The organism is Symbiobacterium terraclitae (genome assembly GCF_017874315.1).
In the GTDB taxonomy this organism is placed as follows: Bacteria; Bacillota; Sulfobacillia; order Symbiobacteriales; family Symbiobacteriaceae; genus Symbiobacterium; species Symbiobacterium terraclitae.
Window position 1 is genome coordinate 100,632 of record NZ_JAGGLG010000003.1, and the last position, 24,940, is coordinate 125,571.

At 68.5% G+C, this 24,940-nt stretch carries 22 protein-coding genes; 2 read left to right on the plus strand and 20 right to left on the minus strand.

Going from position 1 to position 24,940, the window contains the following annotated elements; translation table 11 throughout:
• The first annotated feature begins 228 nt into the window (after positions 1-228).
• The gene (locus J2Z79_RS02890) at positions 229-1,137 is read left to right on the plus strand and encodes an LCP family protein (protein ID WP_209465354.1); all 909 of its coding nucleotides are present in this window, start codon (positions 229-231) and stop codon (positions 1,135-1,137) included.
• A gap of 142 nt (positions 1,138-1,279) precedes the next feature.
• On the opposite strand, the gene J2Z79_RS02895 is transcribed toward J2Z79_RS02890, so the two are convergent.
• The 20 genes from J2Z79_RS02895 to tyrS form a co-directional block, all read right to left on the minus strand.
• Entirely contained in the window at positions 1,280-2,107 is an 828-nt protein-coding gene (locus J2Z79_RS02895) for a hypothetical protein (protein WP_209465355.1), read from the minus strand.
• On the minus strand, positions 2,104-2,610 hold the full coding sequence (locus J2Z79_RS02900) for an RNA polymerase sigma factor (protein ID WP_209465356.1): 507 nt from the start codon (positions 2,608-2,610) through the stop codon (positions 2,104-2,106). Before J2Z79_RS02900 ends, J2Z79_RS02895 begins: the two co-directional genes overlap by 4 nt.
• 341 nt (positions 2,611-2,951) lie before the next feature.
• Positions 2,952-3,407: a M67 family metallopeptidase gene (locus tag J2Z79_RS02905; protein WP_209465357.1), complete on the minus strand. Its 456-nt coding sequence runs from the start codon at positions 3,405-3,407 to the stop codon at positions 2,952-2,954.
• A gap of 70 nt (positions 3,408-3,477) precedes the next feature.
• The gene (locus J2Z79_RS02910; protein ID WP_209465358.1) at positions 3,478-3,987 is read right to left on the minus strand and encodes a M67 family metallopeptidase; all 510 of its coding nucleotides are present in this window, start codon (positions 3,985-3,987) and stop codon (positions 3,478-3,480) included.
• A 58-nt stretch (positions 3,988-4,045) separates the two neighbouring features.
• Positions 4,046-4,945: an NAD(+) synthase gene (gene nadE / locus J2Z79_RS02915; RefSeq protein WP_209465359.1), complete on the minus strand. Its 900-nt coding sequence runs from the start codon at positions 4,943-4,945 to the stop codon at positions 4,046-4,048.
• A gap of 3 nt (positions 4,946-4,948) precedes the next feature.
• On the minus strand, positions 4,949-6,154 hold the full coding sequence (locus J2Z79_RS02920) for a M20 metallopeptidase family protein (RefSeq protein ID WP_209465360.1): 1,206 nt from the start codon (positions 6,152-6,154) through the stop codon (positions 4,949-4,951).
• Between the two features lie 432 nt (positions 6,155-6,586).
• Positions 6,587-8,260 (minus strand): ABC transporter permease, encoded by a 1,674-nt coding sequence (locus tag J2Z79_RS02925; RefSeq protein WP_209465361.1) that lies wholly within the window; start codon positions 8,258-8,260, stop codon positions 6,587-6,589.
• Between the two features lies 1 nt (position 8,261).
• Positions 8,262-9,368 carry an ABC transporter substrate-binding protein gene (locus J2Z79_RS02930; RefSeq protein WP_245301989.1) on the minus strand — a complete coding sequence of 369 codons (1,107 nt, stop codon included), beginning with the start codon at positions 9,366-9,368 and terminating at the stop codon, positions 8,262-8,264.
• A gap of 33 nt (positions 9,369-9,401) precedes the next feature.
• On the minus strand, positions 9,402-10,454 hold the full coding sequence (locus J2Z79_RS02935; protein WP_209465362.1) for an ABC transporter ATP-binding protein: 1,053 nt from the start codon (positions 10,452-10,454) through the stop codon (positions 9,402-9,404).
• A gap of 428 nt (positions 10,455-10,882) precedes the next feature.
• Positions 10,883-10,999: an RCKP-type rubredoxin-like domain-containing protein gene (locus tag J2Z79_RS19070; RefSeq protein ID WP_342589403.1), complete on the minus strand. Its 117-nt coding sequence runs from the start codon at positions 10,997-10,999 to the stop codon at positions 10,883-10,885.
• 169 nt (positions 11,000-11,168) lie between these two features.
• Positions 11,169-12,386, minus strand: coding sequence for a sulfate adenylyltransferase (sat, locus tag J2Z79_RS02940; protein WP_342589404.1), 1,218 nt, complete (start codon positions 12,384-12,386; stop codon positions 11,169-11,171).
• A 14-nt stretch (positions 12,387-12,400) separates the two neighbouring features.
• The gene (locus J2Z79_RS02945) at positions 12,401-13,102 is read right to left on the minus strand and encodes a phosphoadenylyl-sulfate reductase (RefSeq protein ID WP_209465364.1); all 702 of its coding nucleotides are present in this window, start codon (positions 13,100-13,102) and stop codon (positions 12,401-12,403) included.
• 75 nt (positions 13,103-13,177) lie between these two features.
• Positions 13,178-14,341, minus strand: coding sequence for an MFS transporter (locus tag J2Z79_RS02950; protein ID WP_209465365.1), 1,164 nt, complete (start codon positions 14,339-14,341; stop codon positions 13,178-13,180).
• 392 nt (positions 14,342-14,733) lie between these two features.
• Complete coding sequence (gene cysK, locus J2Z79_RS02955; protein ID WP_209465366.1) at positions 14,734-15,669, minus strand: cysteine synthase A; 936 nt, start codon at positions 15,667-15,669, stop codon at positions 14,734-14,736.
• 336 nt (positions 15,670-16,005) lie between these two features.
• Positions 16,006-16,752, minus strand: coding sequence for a HesA/MoeB/ThiF family protein (locus J2Z79_RS02960; RefSeq protein WP_209465367.1), 747 nt, complete (start codon positions 16,750-16,752; stop codon positions 16,006-16,008).
• Positions 16,749-17,510 carry a HesA/MoeB/ThiF family protein gene (locus J2Z79_RS02965; protein ID WP_209465368.1) on the minus strand — a complete coding sequence of 254 codons (762 nt, stop codon included), beginning with the start codon at positions 17,508-17,510 and terminating at the stop codon, positions 16,749-16,751. The genes J2Z79_RS02960 and J2Z79_RS02965 overlap by 4 nt, the downstream gene beginning before the upstream one ends.
• A 98-nt stretch (positions 17,511-17,608) precedes the next feature.
• A complete protein-coding gene (locus tag J2Z79_RS02970; protein WP_209465369.1) occupies positions 17,609-17,821 on the minus strand; it encodes a hypothetical protein in 213 nt (70 codons plus the stop codon).
• A 410-nt stretch (positions 17,822-18,231) separates the two neighbouring features.
• A complete protein-coding gene (gene yunB / locus J2Z79_RS02975) occupies positions 18,232-18,975 on the minus strand; it encodes a sporulation protein YunB (protein ID WP_209465370.1) in 744 nt (247 codons plus the stop codon).
• Between the two features lie 180 nt (positions 18,976-19,155).
• Positions 19,156-20,205 carry a mechanosensitive ion channel family protein gene (locus tag J2Z79_RS02980; protein WP_209465371.1) on the minus strand — a complete coding sequence of 350 codons (1,050 nt, stop codon included), beginning with the start codon at positions 20,203-20,205 and terminating at the stop codon, positions 19,156-19,158.
• Positions 20,206-20,629: 424 nt separating this feature from the next.
• Entirely contained in the window at positions 20,630-21,856 is a 1,227-nt protein-coding gene (gene tyrS, locus J2Z79_RS02985; RefSeq protein WP_209465430.1) for a tyrosine--tRNA ligase, read from the minus strand.
• A gap of 424 nt (positions 21,857-22,280) precedes the next feature.
• Between tyrS and J2Z79_RS02990 the strand changes: the two genes are divergently transcribed.
• Complete coding sequence (locus J2Z79_RS02990) at positions 22,281-24,902, plus strand: transglycosylase domain-containing protein (RefSeq protein ID WP_209465372.1); 2,622 nt, start codon at positions 22,281-22,283, stop codon at positions 24,900-24,902.
• Positions 24,903-24,940 lie beyond the last annotated feature (38 nt).

The window sequence follows — 24,940 nt, forward strand, 5'->3', positions numbered from 1 at the left end:
CGCCAGACTCCGCCGCCATCCAGATTCCAGGCCTGCTTTGGGCTGGCTTCCGCTCAGCTCGACCACCGGGTCTGCTGCCGCTCAGCCCCGGCTCTGGGCGCAGCCGCCACCCCGTCTCCTTCCTGCTTCTGGCCAGATTTGTGCATTGAACTCCCTCGTGCGGAGTGCTATTCTCAGGTGGCAATCGCACCATACTTTAAGCAATCTGGGCGGAGAGGGGACCTGAGGATGGAAAGCACAAGCCGGAAACGCCGGCCGCTGGTGATTGCAGTGGCAATCGCCGTCCTGCTCCTGGGCGGGTGGGCGGCGAAGGTCTGGTTCGGCGCGGCGCCCATCAACGTACTCCTGTTGGGCCTGGATGAGGGCAAGACCCGGACCGACGTGGTCGTGCTGGCCCACCTGGAGCCCCGGCGGGGGTTGATCACCCTGCTCTCGCTGCCCCGGGACACCCTGGTCGAGATCGACTGCACCGGCCTCAGCGACGCCTGCGTTTCGCCGGACAAGCTGGCCCATGCCCACGCTTACGGTGGCGAGCAGGGGGCACGGGTCGCCGTCGAGACGGTGGAGCGGCTGCTGGGCGTGAAAATCGATCACTACGTGCGGGCCGACTTCGAGGGGTTCCGGCAGGTGGTGGACATCCTGGGCGGCGTGGACCTGGTGATCGATCAGGACATGCACTACGAGGACCCCTATGCCAACCCGCCGCTCACCATCCACTTCGAGGCCTCTGACCAGCCGCAGCACCTGGATGGCCAGCGTGCGCTGGAGTTCGTCCGCTACCGGGGCGCCACCGGCGACATCGGCCGCACCGAACGCACCAAGCAGTTCCTGGTGGCCCTGGCCCGGAAGGCGAAGGAGACGCAGTCGCTGGTCAGGCTTCCTGCGGTGATCCGCACCGGCCTGGCGTACATGGACACGGACATCGACGCCAGCACCGCCCTCTCGATGGCGGCCAGCGCCCTGCGGGCCGACCTGGACCTGGTCCAGATGGAGACCCTGCCGGGCTGGGACGACCCGAACCACCCGAGGGGCTGGGTCTGGGTGCCGGATGAGGGCGCGATGGCCGAGGTCGTCGACCGGCTGATCCGGAACCCGCAGCCGCCGTCTGCGGAACCCGAGTCCGGAGCAGACGAGTAAGTGCCTGCGAAGCCCGGGCGCCGGCAGCTGGCACCCGGACCCGGGCCGCTGGTAGGTCACCGGTGAGCCTGGGCAGGGTGCCGACCCGATGACATGCAACCCCCGGGGTATCTGTACCCCGGGGGTTCGCTGTTCCGATCCGCTAGAACATGGACTCCGCAACCTTGATCAGGATCTCGGGGCTCACGTCGCCGGAGAGCTTGATCATCGTGACCTGCCCGTCGGCCTCCTGGACCCAGAGTTCGAGTTCGTTCCAGTGCCCGACGATCTCCGGCAGCAGCCCGAGCCGCGAGCGGGCCTCGTTCTCCTCGTCCGCACGGGCCACCGGGACGTCCCTCTCGAGGAAGGCCGGGTGTCCGGCCACTTCGATGATCTCCGTTCCCGGAGGCAGGTCCATCTGCGGCGTCTCCAGACGGACGGACTGGATGATGCTGACGTGCTGGCCCTCATCCGACGAGTAGGTCTGGGTGACGAAGAAGTACTCGTCCTCCTCGATGCGCTGCCAGCCCTCGTCCGGGTAGTGGCCCCAGGAATAGGCGCCCATCGGCTCGTGGCGCGCGGCGAAACCCTCGGGGACCCACGTCGGGGTGCGGATGGGGAAGGGGGCGAGCTCCCTGGTTTCCTCCGGCGAGAAGAACTCCGTCTCGGGTCCCATGGAGAGCCAGTTCGAGAACGCCCCGCGCAGCCACTCCTCCCTACTCATGCTCAGGACTCTGACGGGAATGCCGAGGATGACCTCGGCCACGTCGGCCCAGGTGGACTGCGAGCCGTAGGCGAGGAGTACGAACACGGCTGCCGCAGCGGCGGCCACGCCCTTCCAGCGCCCGCGGAAGCGCTGCCGGCGCAGCCGGGCCAGGGTGCGTGTCCGGAGTGCAGGTGTGACCGTCGGTGTCTCCGGCATCACGTCCTCGGTCGACAGGGCGCTCAGGTACCGGTGAAGATCGGCATCGGACCACTTCACGTCGCTCACGGCTCAACCCCCCATTCCTCCAACTGCTGGCGAAGCAACTGCCTGGCCCGGTACAGCCGGCTGTGGACCGTTCCCACCCGCACGCGCAGGATGCGGGCGACCTCCGGCGCTGCAAGCCCCTCGAGGTAGTGGAGGACCACCGCCTCCCGGTACCCGTCGGGCAGCGAGCGTATGGCTCTGGCCAGCGAGTGGCAGACATCGGACCGGATCGCGGCTCCGGCGGGATCCGCCTCCGGGGCTCGGTCCACCAGGGCCAGTCCGTCCAGCTCCGACCCGTTCCGCGTGCGCCGCCACCACCACGACCGCCGCAGGTCCCGGCATGCGTTCATCGTCACCTGCAGCAGCCAGGGGCGGACCCGTTCGGGATCGCGCAACCGGTCGGCATGGCGGTAGGCCTTGATGAACACCTCCTGGAACACGTCTTCCGCCTGTGCGCGGTTCAGCAGGACGGCGTAGGCCAGGCGCAGCACCGCGTCGCCGTGCTGCGCGATCCATTCCTCCACGGCGCCGGCGTCCGATCGCGCCCGTTCGGGGCTGCTCAGCCACGCCCCGGTGGGGTCGCGCTGACACGCACCGGTGGGGCCGCGCGGATGCGCATCGGCGAACCCGCTCTCACACGCATCGGTGCGGACGCGCAAACCCGCATCCGTGTGGACGCTTGGACCCGCGTCCGTGCGGCGACGCGGAGGAGCACTCGCCCGGAGGTTGCTCCCAATCGCCCCTACATGCTCCACCTGCTCACCTCCCGTCAAGTCGTTCACCTATGTAACGAGGACGAAGCCGCATCCCTTCCCGGACGGCACGAAAAAAGGACCGGCTGTTCACCGGCCCCTGTGCGCATCCGCTACGTCCCGCATCGCTGGCGCAGGTCATAGTACGTGCCGCCCAGCCCGTCGCGGATATGGAGATGAACCGGCTCGACCTGGCCGTCGCGAATGAGGAACGCCCCGACATCGATCGGTCCGTCCAGCGAGATGATCAGCCGCACCGCGTCGGGGTAGTGCACTGCGTACTCGATGTCGGACCGCGAGGGCACCGCCTTCGCACTCGGATGGGAGTGGTAGATGCCGAGCAACCCCTCGCCCGCGGCGGCGATCCGCCGCAGGGCCTCCTCCTGCTGCTCCGGATCCACCTGGTACGAGACCGGGCTCCGCCGCGCGTTGTCCGTGGCGTAGACGGCGTTGACGTACCCGTTCGTGCCGGCGAGGATCCCGCACGCCTCCAGGGGCTTCTCCTCCAGGCAGTGCTCCAGCATCCGCTGCAGCAAGCGACGCCCGATGACCAGCCGGCGCGCTGCCATCGCCATCCCCTCCCCGCGAGAGCAGGTGACCGGCACAGAGCCGGGTGGGCCCGAAGTCGGTGCCGGCAGGCTAACCGCCGACCGTCCGCACCGCCTTCCTCAGGTCATACCACTCGCCGTCGAAGTGGCGCGCCACGACGATCAGGTGCTCAGACACCTGCCCGTCCACGATGCGCCAGGCCCGCGCCCGCGGCCGACGGCCCTTGAGTGAGATGATAATGTAGAACGCCTCTGGCCAGGTGGCCTGGGCGATGTCTGTGCGCGAGGGGATTGGCTCGCTGGCCACGTGGGAGTGGTAGATGGCCACGATCTCGCGGCCCAGCTGATGCGCCTCCTCGGCCGCGGCCAGCAGCTGACGGTCGTCGACGCGGTAAAGGATGGGACTGCGCTCCTGGTTGTCGGTGGCGTAGCCGGCAGCGACGTGGCCGGCCTCGCCCACCAGAAGCCCGCAGGCCTCGAGCGGTCGCTCCTCATAACAGTGGTTGATCATGCGGCGGTAGACGTTCTCCGGGATCACGATCCGCCGCTGTGCTGCGGTCAGGGGGGCCGCCCTCCGCTGCTTCCTCGTCCACCAGAGCACAGACCCTCCTCCTTTGCCTCGATGCGGCCCTCCAGTCTGCGCCGGTGAGCCAGTACGGCTACTTCAGGCCCCGTTCCTGCATGAGCGCCTCAAGATCGCCGGGACGGCGCTTGAACTCCGTCCGGCGGTTCTGCGCGATGATGCGCCTGGCCACGTCCGGGGCCACCGGCAGGTCGGGGGCGCCGAGGATGGCGTCCACGGCCTCCTCCCGCACGGTGAGGGTGGTGCTCAGCACCGGCGTGGCGAGGTGGCGCTCCAGGAGCCAGATGAGGAAGCGGTCTGCCTCGGCGTAGGTGAAGCCGAGCTCGCCCTCGTCCGTCTGGCCGGGCCAGAGGCCCGCCGTGGGCACGCGGTTGACCAGGTCGTCGGGCAGACCGGCCTCGGAGGCAATCCCGCGGACCTCCGCCTTCGTGCAGTCGCGGATCGGCTGCCTGTCCGACAGCCCGTCGCCGCGGATGGAGAAGTACCCGAGGAAATACTCCACGCCGTTGCCCGTGCCCATGATGAGGCCGCGGAAGGCGTCGGCGAAAAAGCCGGCCGTCATGATGCGCAGCGTCGGCTTGAGGTTGTTGATGGCCCACTGCAGCCGCTCCTCCTCCAGCGGGATGCCGGACTTGGCCGCCAGGTCGCGGGCCGCCGCCGAGTAGAGCGTCACGGCCATCTGCCAGAGGTCGCTCAGGTTGATGGTCACGGCCGGGATGCCCAGGTGGTCGGCGACCCGCTGGGCGTCCACGATGTCCTGGAGGCGCTCGCCCTCCAGTTCCTCCTCGGTGGAGCAGGGCAGGATCAGCCCCAGGGCGCCCTGCGGGGCCGCCTGCTTGCTGATCGCGGCCGTCGCCGACGAGTCGACGCCCCCGGAGAGGCTGTTGATCAGGGCCCCGATGCCGCCGCGCTCCATGTACTCCCGCTCGCGGGCGGCGCGCTCGGACAGGGATTTCACGTGGTGCTGGTGCGTCATCGCTCATGCCCCCTGGTTGGTCGATGCCAGGAAATCTTGGACCACCTGAATATAGTACGCGACGCCGACGGCAATGCACGACTCGTCGATCATCAGCCGGGAAGTGTGCAGTCCGTGGGGGCTCGTGTTGTCCTTGGCGCGCGCCCCCAGCCGTGTGAAGGTCCCGGGCACCCGCTCCAGGTAGTAGGCGAAGTCCTCGCCACCCATGGAGGGCTCCATCCGCTGGACGTTCTCCGCCCCCAGCACCGTCACGGCCGCCTGCCGGCCGATCTCGGTCATCTCCGGATGGTTGACCAGCATCGGGTACCCGTGCTCGTAGTGGAAGCGGTAGGTCGCTCCCGCAGCCTCGCACACGCCCCGGACGACCGCCTCGATCCGCTCGGGCATCATGCGGCGCAGTTGGGGGTCCATCGTGCGCACGGTCCCGACGAAGGAGACCTCGTCGGGAATGATGTTGTGGGCGCTGCCGCCCTGGATCATCCCGATGGTGATGACGGCCGGCTGGAACGGGTCGACGTTCCGGGCCACCACCTGCTGCAGCGCGGTGATGATCTGGCAGGTGGTCAGGACCGGGTCGACGGTGAGGTGGGGTGCCGCACCGTGTCCGCCCCGGCCGGCGACCGTCACCCGGATCTCGTCCGGTGCGGCCATGACCGGACCCGGCGCGAACGCCATCCGACCGGCCTCCATGTAAGGCTCGACGTGCAGGCCGAATATGGCGTCGACCTTCGGGTCATCGAGCACCCCGTCACGGATCATCAGCGAGGCCCCGCCCGGGTTCTTCTCCTCGCCCGGCTGGAAGATGAGCACCACCTGGCCGGCCAGATCGTCCTTGATGGTCTGCAGCGCCCTGGCGGTGGCCAGGAGGATCGCCGTGTGGACGTCATGGCCGCACGCGTGCATCACGCCGGGGCGCTGAGAGGCGAAGGGCAGGCCCGTCTCCTCCTGGATGGGCAGGGCGTCGATGTCCGCCCGCAGGGCCACCGTGGGCCCGGGCTGCGCGCCCCGTATGACCACCTGCAGGCCCGTCCCGCCGCCGAGGCCGGAGCGGAACGAGCAGCCCAGCTCCTGCAGCGCCGCCGCCAGGTACCGGTGCGTGTCATGCTCCTCGAAGGAGAGCTCCGGGTTCCGATGGAGGTCGCGCCGAACCTGCACCCCGTACGGGTGGACCGACCTCGCCAGCTCCCACACCTGATCCCTGCTCAACATTCTGGCTGGCACCCTCCCCACGCAGTCCTTGACTATGGGTACTACCCCGCACGGGCTGTGAATCCCTTCTTGTCGTGTCAGCTATCATGAGCTGCCCAGCCTCCGGGCGCAGGCCCCGCTCCCAGGCCACGTGCTGTCAGACAACTGCCCAGCCCCTGGGCGCACGCTCTGCCCCGGGCCGTTGGAGCACTCAGGCCATGTGCCCTGCCATATCGCAACTCGTGTGAACGTCATCCCACAGCCGCCGAAACCGCATCGGCACCTCTGCGTGACTGCCCCGCCGAACCGCCACCCCATCGGCACCCCGCGGAAGCCACTTCCCACGCGGCGCGAGGGCGGCCTGCCCCCCCACCAACTCACCGCCCCACTGTCTGTCACGCACAATAGCAAGGGAGGCACCCGTGCGGGTGCCTCCCACAACAGTCCACCGATCTACAGACTCACCCGGCCACGGCTCGCCCAGCGCATCAGAAGGTTCCCGATCAGTACCAGGATCAGGATCAGCACCGACAGCACGGCCGCAGACTGCGGAGAGGCGTACGAACTCAGGTGGTACAGGTGGTAGCCGGCCGGCGTCGCCTTGCTGCTGTACAGCAACACCGACATGGTCAGCTCGTAGAACGACGGCATGAACACCAGGAACCAGCCGCCGACGACCGAGGGGCCGACCAGCGGGATCGTCACGTCCTTGAACAGCCGCAGCCAGCTGGCGCCGCTCGACAGGGCAGCCTCCTCCAGCGAGGGATGCACCTGCTCCAGCGCGGCAGCGGCCTGTCGCACGGCGTAGGACAGGTGGCGCACGAAGTAGGCCACGACCAGGATCCAGAACGTGCCGTACAGGTTCAGCCCGAACTTGCCCGAGAAGGCCAGGATCAGGCCCAGGGCAAGGACGATGCCCGGCGTCGCATTGGTGAAGGTGGCGAGGAAGTCGGGGATGGTCCGGAACCGCATCCGGGTCTTCACCTTCAGGTAGGCGATGAGCAGGCCGACCAGCGTGCCGCCCGTCGCGGCGAGCACCGAGGAGTAGAGCGACGTCCGCAGCGTCCGCCAGGTGGCGTCGTCGGCCAGCACCGACCGCCAGACGTCCAGCGTCAGGTTGTCGAAGGCGAAGCCCCTGCCCATCGTCTTTACCAGGCTGGTCATCACCAGCGCCATGATCGGCAGGATGGCGAAGACGAAGCAGACGATGGCGAACACGGCAACCAGCGGCCACTTCCACGGACCCAGCTCCACCAGGGTGGGACGGGTCGACTTGCCGGCCAGGGTGAAGTACTCCCGCTTCGCCAGGTACCAGTTCGAGAACCAGAGCACGGCAATCGAGAGCATGAGCAGCACCACGGCCAGGGCGGTCGCCTCGTGCATCGCCTCAGTGGTGCCCACGTAGACGTAGCTGATAATCCGGGTGGTGACCACCTGAATTCGCGCCTGTCCGCCGATGATCGACGGGATGCCGAAGGCCGAGGCCACGGCGACGAAGACCAGCAGCGCACCGGCGGCGATGGCGGGGGCGGTCAGCGGGATGGTGATGTTCCGCAGGACCCGCAGCGGGCCGGCGCCGGAGATGCGGGCCGCCTCCTCCAGCGACGGGTCCATCTTCTCCAGGGCCCGGCTGATCGACAGGAAGGAGAACGGGAAGTAGAACAGCACCAGCACCCAGACCATGCCGTTCATCGAGTAGATGTTGATCGGCCCCTGCTCGAAGAAGGGGAACACCGCCCGGATCCACTGATTCAGGTAGCCGATCCGCGGGTTGGCGAGATACCCCCAGGCGAAAGCGCCGATGAAGGGCGGGATCATGTACGGCGTGATGATCAGCGTGCGGAAGACATTCTTGAAGGGCAGGTCGGTGCGGCCCACCAGCCAGGCCAGCGGGAACGAGATGGCGGTGCTGAACAGCATCGTCAGGCCCGACGCCTTCACCGTGTTCCACACGGCCATCAGGTTCGACTTGTTGACGTAGACCTCGCGGAAGTTGTCCAGGCTGAAGTGGCCGTCGACGATGAAGGCGTCGATGACCAGCAGTGCAATGGGGAAGATGCCGAAGACAAGGAGCACGGCCACCGCAAGGGCGATGGCCACGCTCTTTGCATCGAAGTTGAATCGCATACTACTTCGTCCCCATGATCTCGACGAACTTGTCCTTGACCTCGCCAGAGCGGGCGGCAAGATCCTCCCAGTTGACCTTCATGGCGCCCGGGGCGAACGAGGCCAGCGGCTGGGCGCCCTTCGGCGACTCGACGTCGGTGCGGACCGAGTGCATCCAGCCGGTCACGATGGCCTTCTGGCCCTCGGGCGACAGCCACCAGTCGACGACGGCCTTGGCGGCCTCGGCATTCTGCGTGGTCTTCAGGATGCCGATCGGCGAGGGAACGATGATCACGCCGTCCTCGGGATAGACGATGTCGACGGGCTCGCCGCGATCCTTGACCTTCAGCAGGTTCTCCTCGAGGATGACCGCGACCTTGAACTCGCCGGTGACGAGCTTGGTCTCGGTGGAGGAGTTGCCGCCGCCGATCACGGCGCCGTTGTCACGGAGCTGCTCGAAGTACTCCCAGCCGTACTTCTCAGACAGCGCGTAGGTGGAGACCAGCGCGGTGCCGGAGAGGGTCGGGTCGACGATGACAACCTGGTCCTTCCACTTCGGGTCGGTCAGTTCCCTGAAGGTCTTGGGGGCCTCCTCGGGCTTGACCAGGTTGGTGTTGTAACCGATGACGACGTTCGAGATCCGGACGCCGGTGTAGGCGTACCCCTCGGTGTCCTTATCCACGGCGACGGCATCGAAGTTCTCGGACTTGTAGGACATCAGCAGGTCACGGTTCTTCAAGTACACGTAGTAGGAGGGGTCGGCGACCATCAGGAGGTCGGCGCCGATCTTGCCAGCCTCGATCTCGGCGGCCATCTTGGCCGTCACCTGCTCGGTACCGCCCTGGAACCACTCAACCTTGAGGTTGGGGAACGCCTTCTCGAGTTCCGGCGACACGAGGTTGATGATGTCGGGGTAGATCGAGGTGTAGATCATGATGCTGCCCGACGGACCTGACGCCGTCTGGGTCTGACCGGAGGTGCTGCCGGAGCTCTGCCCGGAGGTCGCAGGCGGCGTGGTGGTGTTCGACCCGGAACTGGGATTCGAGCTGGAACCGGAGCTGCCGCCACAACCGGCGAGTGCAGTGGACAGAACCAGCAGAAGTGAAAGCACAACCGCGAACCGTTTCATGACTGATCCCCCTTGTGAGATGTGAAGATGGGACTAGAGCGGGAAGGCAAAGGCCTGCTGAACGTGGAGCACCACGGAGTCGCCCTCTGCGAACGACCCTTCCAAGGGGCTGCCGCTCACCCGGACCTCGCCCCCGCTCGTCTGAACGAAGTAGTCGATCTGGTCCCCGAGGTAGTAGCGGCGCTTCACCGTGCCGCGCACGGTGCCGACCCCGCTGCCCTCGCGCCGGATGAGGACGTGCTCCGGACGGATGGCGGCCAGCACCCGCTGGTGGTCGCCCTCGGGCAGGGTGACCTTGAGCAGCAGGTCGTCGCCCACCCGGATGGTGCCGTCGCGGTCGACGACGGTGGCTTCCAGGAAGTTGACCAGGCCCACGAAGTCGGCCACGAACTTGCTCTTCGGCCGGTCGTAGATCTCGGAGGGCGGGGCCTCCTGCTCGATGACGCCCTTGTTCATGACGATGATCCGGTCGGACATCGCCATGGCCTCCGCCTGGTCGTGCGTGACGTAGAGCACGGTGATGTTGAGGCGCCGCTGGATCTCCTTGATCTCAAACCGCATGGCCTCACGCAGCTTGGCGTCGAGGTTGGAGAGCGGCTCGTCCAGGAGCAGCATCTTCGGCTCGGCCACGATGGCGCGCGCCAGCGCCACGCGCTGCTGCTGACCGCCGGAGAGCTGGCTCGGCATGCGGTGCTCGAGCCCGTCCAGGTGGACGATGCTCAGGGCGCGCATCACCCGCTCCTGCACCTCCTGCTTGGGGACCCGGCGGATGCGGAGCGGATAGGCCACGTTCTCGAACACGTTCATGTGCGGCCACACGGCGTAGGACTGGAAGACCATGCCGATGTCCCGCTTCTCGGGCGGAACGTGCGTCGTCGTGCTGCTGACCAGCTTGTCACCGAGCCAGACCTCGCCCTCAGTGACCTTTTCAAAGCCGGCCAGGATGCGCAGCATCGTGGTCTTGCCGCACCCCGAGGGACCGAGCAAGGTCAGGAACTCGCCGTCAGCCACTGTGGCGGAAAATCCGGGGATCACCGTCACGTCGCCAAAACGTTTTACGACGTTGTTGAAGCGGATTTGTGCCATGATGCGCCCCCATTTGTGAGTTGAAGTCTAACGGCTGTCCATTTCTATTGGCTTCTGCAGGTCGTGTCTCCTGCCGTTACAGAACGAAATAGCTCGTTCAGCTTGTCACAATCTCCATAGCATTAAAGCCCTGCCTCCCAATGGACAGGTCCCCGCCTCCAGCCAGCCCTATTTCTCCTCCTCTTCCGCCGCCGCAGGCGACCCCTCGCAGGTTCGTCCACCCTGCGGTTCGCAGCGCCCTGGTTGCCCGGGGACGCGTTGCGCGAGGTCGCGAGCACGCCGTGCCGGGAGCAGCCGCGAGTACGGCGCAATGGGAGAAATTGTGCGCCGCGCACGAATGACGAAGCGAAACTGCAAGGTCGCCGGCACAACCGCTGCAACAACAAAGACCTGCCACAGGCGGGGCAGGTCTTTGTCAGCAGCCGGGCCTACTTCTTCTCCTCTTCCTTCTTGACGAACGAACCCTTGGCACCACACGCACACTTCTGCGGCTTGCAGCGCCCCTCGCGCTCGGCGCCGCACTGGGTGCAGACGAACACGGCCATCGTGCCACCTCCTCTGCAGTGGTGTCCGTAGCATAGTTTAGCACCGCTGGAGGATTTATGCGATGGTGTGAACAGACCAGGTGCGTCGGAAACACCCGGCCGCCCACCCGAGGAGGTGGTTCAGGCGTGCCCGCGGTGCCACTGGGTCGCAGGGGCGCACGGGTTCTCCCTACCCGGAACGGCCCTGCAGCCCCTCCATCAGCACCCGGGCCACCTCGGGCCGGGTGAACTCGGGCGGCGGGGCTTCGCCCCGGTAGAGCATCTCGCGCACCCGGGTGCCGGAGAGCGTGACCCGCTCCGCCGAACCGTGCGGGCAGGTCTTGGGCGACGCCATGCCGCCGCAGGCCCGGCAGTAGAAGGTGTGCTCGAAGCAGAGCACCGTGATGCCCAGTTCGGCGGGGTCGATGGCGTCGAAGATGCGCTGGGCGTCGTACGTGCCGTAGTAGCTGCCCACGCCGGCGTGGTCGCGGCCGACGATGAAGTGCGTACAGCCGTAGTTCTTCCGGCAGATGGCATGCCACACGGCCTCCCGGGGGCCGGCGTAGCGCATGGCCGCCGGGAAGACCGCCAGCAGCACCCGGTCGGCGGGGAAGTAACGGGCGAGGATCGTCTCGTAGGCCTTCATCCGCACGGCCGCGGGCACGTCGTCGGCCTTGGTCTCGCCCACCAGCGGGTGGAGGAGCAGCCCGTCGCAGATCTCGAGGGCGCACTTCTGGATGTACTCGTGGGCCCGGTGCACCGGGTTGCGGGTCTGGAAGCCGACCACCGTCCGCCAGCCGCGCTCGGCGAAGATCGCCCGGGTCTCGGCCGGGGTCAGGTGGTACGCGGGGAACTGCGGCGGGGGGCGGTCCACCAGCCAGACCTCCCCGCCCAGGTAGACCTCGCCCTGGTCCAGCAGCCGCCGGACGCCGGGGTGCGCCGGGTCGGTGGTGCCGTAGCAGCGCCGCGCCTCCTCCTCCCGGTCGCAGGCGAACCGCTCCGCCACCCGCATCAGGGCCAGGACCCTGCCGTCGGGCCCCTCCAGGGCGACCTCCCCGCCCTCGGCCAGGCTCTCCGCCTGGGCCCGGCTCACCGCCAGCGTCACCGGCAGCGCCCAGAGCAGGCCGCTTGCCAGCCGCATCTCGGCCACGACGCACCGGTAGTCGGCGCTGCCCATGAAGCCGGTGAGCGGCGAGAGGGCGCCGTCGCCGATCATCTCCAGGTCCGCCGCCTCCCGGGCGTCCAGCCGCACGCGCGGCAGCCTGAGGGCGCGCTCCAGGGCCTCGTCACGGGCCTCCCCCCGCAGCCAGCGGTCTACCAGCCGCCCGCCGTGGGGGGCGCCCGGGCCGGAGGCTGCGGCGGCGGTCGACCCCCGCGCCGGGGCGCCGTGGGTGTTCACTCCCTGCACACCTCGGCCCCCCTCTACGCGTGCAGCCCGCATTCGGTCTTCTGGAAGCCCGACCAGCGGCCGGCCCGCGGGTCCTCGCCCGGCCGGACCGCCCGGGTGCAGTGCGTGCAGCCGATCGACGGGTAGCCCTGGTCGTGCAGGGGGTTGTACGGCACGTTGTTCTCCAGGATGTACTTCCAGACGTCGGCGTCCTTCCAGGCGACGAGCGGGTTGATCTTCACCAGGCCGAACTTCCGGTCCCACTCGACGACCTGGGCGTTGGCCCGGGTCGGCGACTGCTCCCGGCGGATGCCGGTGATCCACGCCTTCAGCCCGCTCAGCACCTGCGTGAGGGGCTGTACCTTGCGGATGCTGCAGCAGGCATCGGGGTCGCGGCGCCAGAGTTCGTCGCCGTACTGCGCCGCCTGCTCCTCCGGGGTGAGCGACGGCAGCACCTGCCGGATCCGCAGCGGGTAGGCGGCCCGGACCGCCTCGATCGTCTGGTAGGTCTCCGGGAAGAGGAAGTTGGTGTCCAGGTAGAACAGCTGCGCCTCGGGCGCCAGTTTGCTGATCATGTCCACCAGGGCCACGTCCTCGGCTCCGAAGGAGCAGGCGAGGGCGATCTCGTCGTGCGCGAAGTGCTCGTAGGCCCAGCGGAGCGCCGCCACGGGTCCCTGCCCCTCCAGGGCGGCGCTCGCGGCGGCGAGCTCCTCCGGCGTCCAGCGCTTGTCAGCCATGGGGTGAGACTGCCTCCTTTGCGAGGTGTTCCACCCCACCGTATGCGGCGGCGGCGAATGGGTGCGGCGCCCGGCTTACCGTCCCTCGGCTGTGCGGCCCCCCGCCCGCCGACCCGGCAGAGCCCGGAGCAGGGCCGCGGCCGCAAGGGCACCGCCCACGATGACATAGACCCCGAACACGGACGGCAGGGCGGCCGCCGCGGGGAAGGCTGCGGCGATGAGCAGGCTGGAGCCGAGACTCTGGAAGGACAGGATGGTGGCCCGCTGCTCCGAAGGGATCGCCTGGTTGATGCGTGCGGAGAGCAGGGGGTAGACCAGGCCGTCGAGGCCCTCGTTGAGGGCGAGGACGGCCCCGCCGCCGGCCGTCCGTACGAGGCCGGCCAGCATGAGGAGCGCGGCCTGACCCAGGGGCCCCCACCGCAGCCAGCGGGCGGCGGCCGTCCCGGTGAGCCGTTCGGCGATCCAGCCGCCTGCGGCCCCGAGCAGCCTGCCGGCGCTGAAGACCACACCGGCCCCGAACATGCTCAGCCCCAGCGCAGGCAGGTAGACCTGACCGAACTGGCCGGACATGGACGCGACGGCCTCGTAGACCCACGCGAAGGCGATGAGCCCCAGGAGGCCCGGCCGGCGGCGCAGGCAGACCAGGGCCGCACGGGTGTGAGACCAGGGGCTGGCCGGGCGCTCCGCCGCAGCGGCGGGCCGGGAAGGCTCCGCCATCGTCCAGACCACGGCGGCGGCCAGGAGGGAGGCCGCGCCGTGCGCCCAGAACGGCGCGACGGGGTGGCGCTCGTACAGCCACCCGGCGATGACCGGCGCCGCGGCCAGGGTGATCATCTGCAGGGCGGACGCCCGGGCCATGGCACGGCGGGCGAAGTCCTCGCCACCCAGCGCCTCCGCCGTCTCGTAGAGCAGGGCGGTGTCGGCGCCCGAGATGAAGGTCAGGCTGAGGCCCGTGAGGCCCAGCATCAGGCAGGCCGTCAGGGTGTCGGAGATCAGCGCGTAACCGAAGAACGAGGCTGCGCCGAGCACGAGGCCGATGAGCATCGAGCGCCGCCGGCCCAGCAGGTCGGCCACGACGCCGGTGGGCACCTCGCCCATCAAGATGGCCAGGTGGAACGCAGACTCGGCCCAGCCCGGGTTGCCGCCCCGGGAGGTCACGAAGACGAACCAGGTGGTCCAGGTGAACGTCAGGCCCGAAAGAACGGTGTATACGTAGTAACGCTGCAGGTTGCGCCGCATGAAGCTTCTCCTTCCCGAATAGTGCACGCGAAAAAGGCGTCACCGGACTCGCCGGTGACGCCTTCCCGTGCCTCCGGAGAAGGGTGCATCCGGCTGAGCCCGACCCAGAAAAGGGCATAGTCCCCCCTGGGACGGCGCTCAGCAGCTGCCCTTGAAGCTCAGGACAAAGGCGCGGGCGAAGCCGCTGCGGTTGTGGATGGTCAGCATCGGCCTCGCCCTCCCTTCAGTCGCAGTCAATCACGAGCCGAATATTACCACATGATGTGCGGCCCGTCAACGCGATCCGGGCCGAGACGGGCGCACGCGGTGGGGGATCCGTCGGCGCTCCGCGGGTGATCCGTGGACTCTCGCCAGGGTGCCCCCCCAACGGCTGGCCGGTCCGGGCTCGGGCGCTAGACCGTGAGGTCCGCCCAGAGGGCGCTGGAGAGGTAGCGCTCGCCGGTGTCGGGCAGCACGACCACGATGGTCTTGCCGGCGTTCTCGGGCCGGCGGGCCACCTGCAGCGCCGCGTAGGCCGCCGCACCGGAGGAGATGCCGCAGAGGATGCCCTCCTCCCGGGCGAGGCGTCGGGCCGTGGCGATGGCGTCCTCGCTGCTGACGGTGATGACCTCGTCGACGACGTCGGTGTGCAGGTTCTCCGGGATGAAGCCGGCGCCGATGCCCTGGATCTTGTGCGGGCCGGGCTTGCCGCCCGAGATCACGGGAGACTCGGCGGGCTCCACGGCCACGACCTTGAAGCCGGGCTTGCGGGGCTTGATCACCTCGCCGACGCCGGTCACGGTGCCGCCGGTGCCCACGCCGCCGACGAAGATGTCGACCTGGCCGTCGGTGTCCTCCCAGATCTCCTCGGCGGTGGTCCGGCGGTGGATCTCGGGGTTGGCCGGGTTCTCGAACTGCTGGGGCATCCAGGCGCCGGGCGTGTTGGCGACGATCTCCTTCGCCTTGGCGATGGCGCCCTTCATGCCCTCGGCGCCGGGGGTCAGCACCAGCTCCGCCCCGTAGGCCTTCAGGAGCTTGCGCCGCTCGAGCGACATGGTGTCGGGCATGGTCAGGATGCAGCGGTACCCGCGCGCCGCCGCCACGAAGGCCAGGGCGATGCCGGTGTTGCCGCTGGTCGGCTCGACGATCACCGTGCCGGGCTTGAGGATCCCCTTCTCCTCGGCGTCCTTGATCATGGCATAGCCGATCCGGTCCTTCACCGAACCGGCGGGGTTGAACGACTCCACCTTCGCCAGCACCGTGGCCGCTGCGCCCTCGGTCACCCTCTGGAGCCGGACCAGCGGCGTGCGGCCGATGGTGTCGGCGATGCTCTCGTAGATACGGGCCATCCTGCATCCTCCCTATTTCCGTGTTCACATATCGGAGATATGTGGATTACGTTATCCCCATTATAGCATGCCAATCCACGCTGTCTAGGAGCATCTGGCGAGGTCGCAGGAAAATTCACCGGGATGCTGGGAGGCGACGCCCTGCAAGCGGACCGGAGCCGAAGCAGTGGCGGAGTGCACCGGTTTCCGGCGCACCCGGAAGGGCGCCCGGGCGGGCGGCTCGAGCAACCGGCCGACGGCGGTGCGCACCCTCCCCGGCGGGAGCAACCGTCGCGGGCGAGGGCCCGGAAAATAAGATCGGAGACGGCCTGCACCGTCTCCGAAGGACCTTCGTTTCTACCGACCTGCACAGAGCGGGCATTCAGCCCGGCGTGCAACGCCCGACTCCCGGAACCGGGCCTCCCAGCCGTCGTAGCGGAGCAGCCGGCCCGTGAGCGGCGTGCCGATGCCCAGGATCAGCTTCAGCGCCTCGGTCGCCGCCGCGGTGCCGATCACGCCGCCTGCGGCAGCCACCACGCGGCCGTCGCCGCCGGTGCCACCGGCCTCCGGGACCAGCCCCGCCTCAGCCGCGCGGTCCGCCCCGATGCAGCCCAGGCACGGCTCGCCGGGACGGTAGGCAAAGAGGGCGCCTGACGCGCCGCGCGCACCGGCGAATACCACCGCCGCGCCGCTTGCGATCGCCGCGGCCTGCACGGCGTCCCAGTCACCGGTCGTCGCCACCACCACCTGGTGACCCGCCACGAGCGCCGGGAGGGCATCGGGGTCGGCGACGGCCTTCACCTCGGCATCCGGGTTGATGGCCTCGAGCTTGGCCCGGCCCGATTCCGCCCGGTTCTGTCCGATGCGGGCGAGCGTGTGGGCGATGGCGCCGGAGAGGTCCGCAGCGGCCAGCTCCGCCGGGTCCCAGAGGGTGATCCGCCCGACGCCGGCCGCGGCCAGGTACATGCCGGCCGCAGAACCGGCGGCACCCTGGCCGGCCACCAGGACGGAGGCCGCCTTGATGCGCTTCTGGCCGCGCCCGCCGACCTCGGGCAGGATGATGTGCCGGCTGTAGCGCAGGATCTCCTGCTCGGTCAGGCTCATCTGCCCACCCCCCCGCAGAACTGCTCGTAGTCGATCAACTGGTGAATGGTGGGGTGGTCGCCGCAGACCGGGCAGTCCGGGTTGCGCCGCAACTGCACCTCGGCCACGTCCATGTCGAGGGCGCTGTAGACCAGCAGCCGGCCCACCAGGGCAGCACCGCGGCCGGAAAGCACCTTCAGCGCCTCCATGGCCATCAGGCTGCCGACGAAGCCCGGCAGGACGCCGATCACGCCGGCCTCGGCGCACGAGGGCACCGACCCGGGGGGCGGCGGCGTGGGGTAGATACACCGGTAGCAGGGTCCCTGTCCGGGGATGAAGGTGGTCACCTGGCCGTCAAACCGGAAGATGGAGCCGTGGATCTGCGGACGCCCGGCCAGCACGCAGGCGTCGTTGACCAGGTAGCGGGTGGCGAAGTTGTCGGAGCAGTCGAGGATCAGGTCGTACTGGGCGAAGAGTTCCAGGGCGTTGTCGCTGGTTAGGCTGACCGGGTGGAGGTCGACGTGGGTCTCGGGGCGGAGCGCCGAGATCTTCGCCATGCCGCTCTCCACCTTGAGCCGGCCCACGTCGGCCGCGTCGTGCAGGACCTGCCGCTGCAGGTTGGACAGGTCGACGCGGTCCATATCACAGAGGCCGATGCGGCCCACCCCGGCCGCCGCCAGCTCGTACGCCACGGGCGACCCGAGGCCGCCGCAGCCGACCACCAGCACCGAGGACGCAGCCAGCCTGGCCTGCTCAGCGGGTGTAAAGCGTGCTTCCATCTGTGCATAACCCCTTCGAATGCCACCATCACCGCCGGTAGGCATCAGCGCGTTCCCCGTCAAGTTTATCACCTGATGGGGTAAACCTCCAGCCCAACCTAGATGGTGAGCCACCGGTCCAGCCCCGGGGCGAAGCGGTACATGAGGCTGCGCAGGCGGTACCGCAGGAAGAACAGCCGCCGCTTCCACGCCTCTCGGCGGCGGGTCCGGAGGAGTTCCTCCGCCTCGGCCCTGTGCAGCGCGTTGTGCGGGTGGTAACCGGTGACGCGCTGCCGCGCCACCAGGAGGAGGTTTTCCGGATGAAGGTGCACTGGCATTCACCTCCGATGTCAGTCTGCCGCCAGGCCGCAGTGCAACGGTCCGGGCGGGCCAGGCTGGCGCAGCTGCGCCAGCACGAGCGAAAAAAGCGGACCACGGGCGCGGTCTGCCCATGGTCCTCCCCATATGAAAGGGCCACAGGCAGCCGCTCGCTGACCTGTGGCCGTAAGCTGCAGCGCGGCGTGGCTACGCCGGTCTGACGGCAACAGGTCGCGAGATGACCGTACCAGCGAACTGAAGCACGTGGGCCACAGTCAGCGCATGGACCTTGGCGATCCGTACCATCTCGGCGACCTCCTTTCGGTGTACTTCAGGACTCGCGAGTCCCGGCAGATGTGAGTATAGCCAGCGGGAACCTGTTCAGTCAACGCGGAAGTGCGGAAAGAACCAGATGACTTATTCTCTACCGGCCGGGCAGCGTGACCCCGCCCAGGCTCCCGCCGTAGAGCGAGTTGGGCACCGGACCGACGATCACCGTGTCGGAGAGCGGCAGCTCCTGCACCAGGGGGACCTCCTGGGTCGTCAGCGGCAGGATGATCCGCATGGTGGCCGCGGCCTCCAGCCAGACCCGGTGCCGGGTCTGGTTGATTCCCTCACCCCGGAACTCCTGCTGTACCGTGATCGCCACGGAGCCCACCGGGACCAGCTGCACCGAGAGGCGGGGCCCCAGGTTGGAGAGCAGCGCGGAGCCGGTGAGGGCGCCCAGCGGCAGCCGGACGGGCGTCTCGGCCAGGCGGGCCAGTTCCTCCTGCACCGCCACGGCGGCCTCGCTGGCGACGCGGTTGATCAGGGGCGTGTTGATGTGGTAGGCGGCGATGCGTCCGTCGGCGTCCTTCTCGTACTCCACGACCTGGGCGCCGGCCAGGGAGCGGCTCACCTGTCCCGCCACCACCCGGTTCACGGCCGCCGCCCCGAGCCGCTTCGCCTCCACCTCGGCCACCGCCTTCAGCGGCTGGAGGAGGATCAGGTCGCCGATGCGGACGAGCAGGTAGAGCACGGCGGCCGAGAGGATGAGGTTGCGCACCCAGACCCGGCGGAACCGCAGCCGCCGCCAGATCCGCCCGATCCCCCTCGCCGGGCGCAGCCGGAACCGCGCCGGGCCCCGCCGCAGTGGGCGTCCCGTGCGTATGCGGCCGAAGCGGGACATCGCCTCTCCCCCTCTTGCACACCGCCTGTCTCCTGACATAGCCAGCCTATGCCCGGCGTCCTGGCGCACATGCCTGGGGGGGCGTAGCACGCCGCTGTCCCCGATCACCGCCCTACGATAGCATGGTTCGCCACGGAACTTCGCAGGCCGGGGCGGACTGCCCCGGCCTGCCAAGTGCGATCACGACGGAAGCTGGCCGACCAGCGTCTGCGTCGGGTAGGCCAGCCGGATTCCCTCCTCCTCGAACCGGCGGAGAATCTCCAGGTAGATCTCCTGCCGGGTTTCCATGAACGGATACCACCCGTACGGCTCCACCCAGTAGGCCACATCGAACTCGTAGGCGTAGGTGCCGAAGCCGATCAGGCAGGCCCAGTCGAACCGGGTGCGGGGGTGCCGGTCCACGACCTCCTTGATGATGGCCGGGATCCGCTCCAGCTTCTCCCGGGGCGTCTGGTAGACGACCCGGATCGTAAAGCGGACCATCCGCTTCTGCATCTGCCGCAGGTTCTGGATGCGGGCCCCCACGACGTCGGTGTTGGCGAGGATCAGCTCCTCGCCGGTGAGTGCACGCAGGCGGGTGGTCTTGAGCCCCACGTGCTCCACCGTGCCCATCATGCCGTTTTCCAGGATGATGAAGTCCCCCACCAGGAACGGCTGGTCCAACATGATGGAGAGCGAGGCGAACAGGTCCCCGAGCACGTTCTGCACGGAGAGGGCGACGGCCACGCCGCCGATGCCGAGGCCGGCCAGCAGCGCGTCGATCTCGACGCCCATGTTCTGCAGGGTCAGGAGCAGCAGGCAGGAGATGAGGATCAGCCGACCCAGGAAGCCCACCGCGCCGGCCATCGTCTTCCGGGTCTGGTCCGAGCCGTTGCGGGTGCGGATGTAGTGGACCACCCAGTAGCTGATCAGCCGGTTGCCCCAGATGCCGAGCTGGATCGCCAGTGCGATGACCAGCAGGTTGCGCAGCAGGCCGAGGGTGGTCGGAGGCAGGACCAGCGCCCGGGAGCCCGCGTAGACGGCCAGATAGAGCTTGAACCAGACAGCGGTCCGGCTGAGCACGTCGGTGATGGCGTCGTCCAGCTGCGTGCTCGTCTGGGCCGCAATGCGCGCCAGGCGGCCGACGACGACGCGGATGAGGAAGGCGAGGACCAGGTAGGTGCCCGCCGCCACCGCCAGTGCGAGCAGCCAGTCTTGCAGGGAGTTGCCGTAGAAATACCAGGACAGCACGGTACCACCTCGGTTTTCGGGATATACATCGACAACCCAGACGCAGCCCACGGGTTGCAGGTTCAGGGAACTTCGCTCCCCCGAACTGTCATCCCTGCCGCCAACCCCGTCGACCAGCCGGTGCGCGGAAGGCCTGGACCCGTCGTCGGCGGCGACTCTCACAAGAGTTGGGCGATCGCAGGGCGCACGGCTGTAGGGTCACAGGCGACGGCTGGAGGCCTGCTCCGGCGCGGGCTGGCTCGTGTCAAGGGACCGTTGGCGTTCTGTGGAGTGCACCTGCGCAAGAAGCAGGCGGCCGCGCCGCCTGCTTCTTCCACTTGCGCTGCGTCAGCACGAACCGCAGCCCTGGACGTGCTGGCGATGCACCCAGCGCTGCCGCATGTCGCAGCACGAGCCTGCGACCATCATCCATGCGCCCTCCGCGCTACCCCAGCACGACCCGGCCGTACTTGCGCTTGCCCGCCTTCAGCACCTGGCCGCTGGTCAGCGTCAGCTCGGCCCGGGGGTCGGTGATCTTCTCACCGTCCACCGTGAACCCGCCCTGCTCGATCAGGCGCCGGGCCTCGCTCACCGACGGGGCCAGTCCCGTGCTGGCCAGCAGCCGGGCGGCCTGGATCGGCAGGTCGGCGGTGCGCACGACCACGTCGGGGATGTCGTCGGGCACCTCGCCCCGGGAGAACTGAGCGACCCAGCGCTCCTCGGCGCGGCGGGCCTCCTCCTCCGTGCCGCCGTACGTGGTGATGATCGCCCGGCCCAGCTGCTTCTTGAAGTTCATCGGGTTCTCGCCGGCATCCATCGCCGCCTTGATGCGGTCGATCTCCTCCTGCGGAACGTCCGTGAAGTACGTGAAGTACGTGAGGATCAGCTTGTCCGGGATCGACATCGTCCGGCCGAACATCTCGTCAGGCGAGTGGTCGAGCCCGATGTAGTTGCCCAGGGACTTGGACATCTTCTCCGTGCCGTCCAGCCCCTCCACGATGGGCGTCATCAGGCAGACCTGCGGCTCCTGGCCGGCGTTGCGCTGCAGGTCGCGCCCCGTGAGCAGGTTGAACTTCTGGTCGGTGCCGCCCAGCTCGACGTCGGCCTGGACGGCCACCGAGTCCGTGCCCTGCATCAACGGGTAGAAGAACTCGTGAATGTAAATCGGCCGACCTTCCTCGTAACGTTTCTTGAAGTCTTCTCGTTCTAGCATGCGAGCGACGGTGGACTGGGCCGCCAGCCGGGTGACGTCCGCGAAGGTCATCGGCGCCAGCCACTCGCTGTTGCGCCGGATCTCCAGCCTGCTGACGTCCAGCACCCGGGCGGCCTGCTCCAGGTAGCGCTGTGCGTTCTCCGTCGTCTGCTCGTGCGTGAGCTGGGGGCGCGCCTCGTTCCGGCCGGTGGGGTCGCCGACCATCGCCGTGTAGTCGCCGATGATCAGCACGCCCGTGTGGCCGCACTCGACGAAGTCCCGCAGCTTGCGCAGCGGCACCGTGTGGCCCAGCGTCAGGTCCTTGCCGGTGGGGTCGATGCCCAGCTTCACCCGGAGCGGCCTGCCCGTCTTCGCCGACCGCTCCAGCTTCTGCCGGAGTTCCTCCTCGCTGACCACGTCAACCACGCCGCGCATCAGGATCCTCAGTTGCTCGTCCACGCTCATGAAACCCATCGCGATCCGTCCTTCCCTCCCGGCGCAGGACCGAAAGCAAAGCGCCCTGCCCGGTCGTCTCAGCCCAGGGACGACGTGTGCCTGCACGCCGCGGTACCACCCTGGTTGACCCCCGGGGAGGGAGCCCACTCGTCGTTCCGGTAACGGGGAACCTCCGGCCCGGCCTATCCATCTAACCAGAGGAGCGCCTGGCCGGCGCGACCTGGCCGACGGACTCGGCGGGCGGCTCCGGAGTGTACTTCAGCGCCGTACCCCGGGGCTTCGCACCAGCCAGCCCCTCTCTGGTGGCGGCTCCGACGCCTACTTCTCTCCGTCCTCGCCGATTTGGTCCAAATTCTAGCATAATCCTTCCAGCCGTGCAATTCCGGGGCCCCACAAGGAGTCTCGCCCAACAGGGCGAATTCCTTTCATTCTGTTGGAGGTGTTTCACTTGCCGAATACCCGACGGCCTGACGGTTCGCCTCCGAAGCGACCGGCCGCACAGAAGCGAAGGCGGGGACGCCGCTGGCTCCTCTGGGCCTTCCTCCTCTTCCTGGGCGTGCTGATCGGCGGCGCCGGTCTGGCTGGCGCATACGTCTACCAGGCGTACCAGGACCTGCCCACCTTCCAAGCATTCGACCCATCGCTCACCTCGATCATCTACGACCGCTACGGCAACAAGGTCTACGAACTGGCCGCAGAGGAGAACCGGGTGCTGGTCGACCTGGAGGACATCCCCGAGGACGTCCGCAACGCGGTCATCGCCGTGGAGGACCGCCGGTTCAAGGAACACTTCGGGGTCGACCCCATCCGGTTGGCCGGCGCTGTATGGTCTGACGTGAAGTACTTCCTGGGCGTGCCCGGGTCCCAGCTGGAGGGCGGCTCCACCATCACGATGCAGCTGGCCCGCAACGCCTTCCTCACCCTCGACCAGACCATGAAGCGCAAGGTCCAGGAGATTATGATCGCCATCAACCTGGAGCGGCGGTACACCAAGGACGAGATCCTGGAGCAGTACCTGAACACCGTCGCGTGGGGCGGTCAGGCGTACGGCATCGAGGCCGCCGCCCAGATGTACTTCTCCAAGCACGCCAGTGAGCTCACCCTCTCAGAGGGGGCGCTGCTGGCCGGAATCCTGAAGGGCCCTTCCGAGTACAGCCCCTTCGACAACCTGGAGGGGGCGCTTGAGCGGCGGGAGATCGTGCTCGATCTCATGGTCGAGCAGGGCTATCTGGACGCCGCCGAGGCGGAGCGGCTCAAGAAGGAGGTCCCGGTGATCAAGCGGGCGGAGATCACGCCCACCACCGTCACCTTTACCGGCGACTGGTACGTGGACCACGTCATCACCATCCTGACCGACCCGGACGAGGCGGCCAGGTACAACCTCCCCCCCTTCACCGCCGACGACCTCTACCAGAAGGGCCTGCGCATCTACACGGCGCTGGACCGCGAGAAGCAGCGCATCGCCGAGGAGAAGCTGAAGGAGATCATGCCCGCGGCCACGGTGGAGTTCAGCGGCAGCGAGGACACCGAAGTGCCCGAGGCCGCGGTGGTGGTCATGGACCACACCACCGGCGAGGTCCTGGCCCTGGTGGGCGGCATGAACCACGACCGGATGCTGGGCTTCAACCGGGCCACGCAGGCCCGGCGTGACCCGGGCTCAACGATCAAGCCGATCGTGGCCTACCTGCCGGCCATCGACCTGCTCGGCTGGGGCCCGGCGACGATCATCGACGACTCGCCGCCCCGCCTCAACGAGGACGGCACCAACGTCTGGCCCGAGAACTACGAGTTCAACTACCAGGGTCTCAAGACCATGCGCTATGTGGTGGAGCAGTCGCGTAACGCCGCCGCCGTGCGCACCCTGGAGGCCGTCACCCCCACCCGGGGCGTCGAGTACGGCCGCAGGCTGGGCCTTCCCCTGGTCACCCGTGAGGAGAACCCCGTCATCAACGACGAGAACCTCTCCCTGACCCTGGGCGGCCTCAGCCAGGGCGTCACGCCCCTCGAGATGACCGCCGCGTTCGGCGTGCTGGGCAGCCTGGGGCAGAAGACCGACCCCGTGGTGATCACCCGCATCGAGAACAAGTACGGCGAGGTCATCTGGGAGGCCAGGCCCAAGGTGGAGCAGGTGGTCGACCGGACGTCCGCGTGGCTGATGGTCGACGTCCTGCGGGGCGCCATCAAGAACGGCACGCCCGCCTACGAGACCAAGGGCTGGCACGGCTGGCCCGCTGCCGGCAAGACCGGCACCACCGAGGAGTGGCACGACGCCTGGTTCATCGGCTTCACGCCGGAGATCGTGGTCGGGGTCTGGACGGGCTACGACAACAACGAGGGGCGCAAGCGGCTGCCCCACGGCGGACAGGGCTGGAAGAACTGGACGGGTGCCGGCCCGCCCACCCGGATCTGGACCGCGATCATGGACGAGTACTACACCGAGGCCCCGCCCGACTGGGAGCGGCCGCGGAACGTGGTGCAGGCACAGTACTGCGGGGTGACGGGCAACCAGCCCAGCGAGTTCTGCCCGCCCGAGGAGATCAAGACCGACTGGTTCCGCCAGGGCAACGAGCCCAAGCCGGAGACCTGGTACCAGCAGGTGACGGTGGTCCGGGAGCCCTTCCTCACGCTGAAGGACGGCACGGTGGTCGAGCGCTACGTGCTGTGGCAGCAGGGGTGCGCCGGCACCCCCGAGACGCTCAACCTGATCAAGCGGCCCACGACGTGGGTGAAGCACCCGAAGGATCCCAACAACATCTGGCGCTACTGGCCGCAGGACTGGTGGAAGGAAGTGCCCACCGACAAGTGCACGCCGGTGACGGGCGGCGGACAGCTGCCGGGCGGGACCAACCGGCCGGGCACCGGCGGCCAGAACGGCGGCAGCACCGGGAGCACCGGTGCCACCACCCCCGGCAGCAGCACGGGAACCGGGAACCAGACCGGCGACACCGGGAACACGGGCACCGGCCGCCAGAACCGGGGCGGCACCGGTACGACCGTCCCCGGCGGCAGCAACCAGGACAGCAGCCCCGGGAGCGGTGGCACCGGCGCAGGCAACACGACACGACCGTAACAGCACGACTGAGGGGGAACTGGAGCGCATCCAGTTCC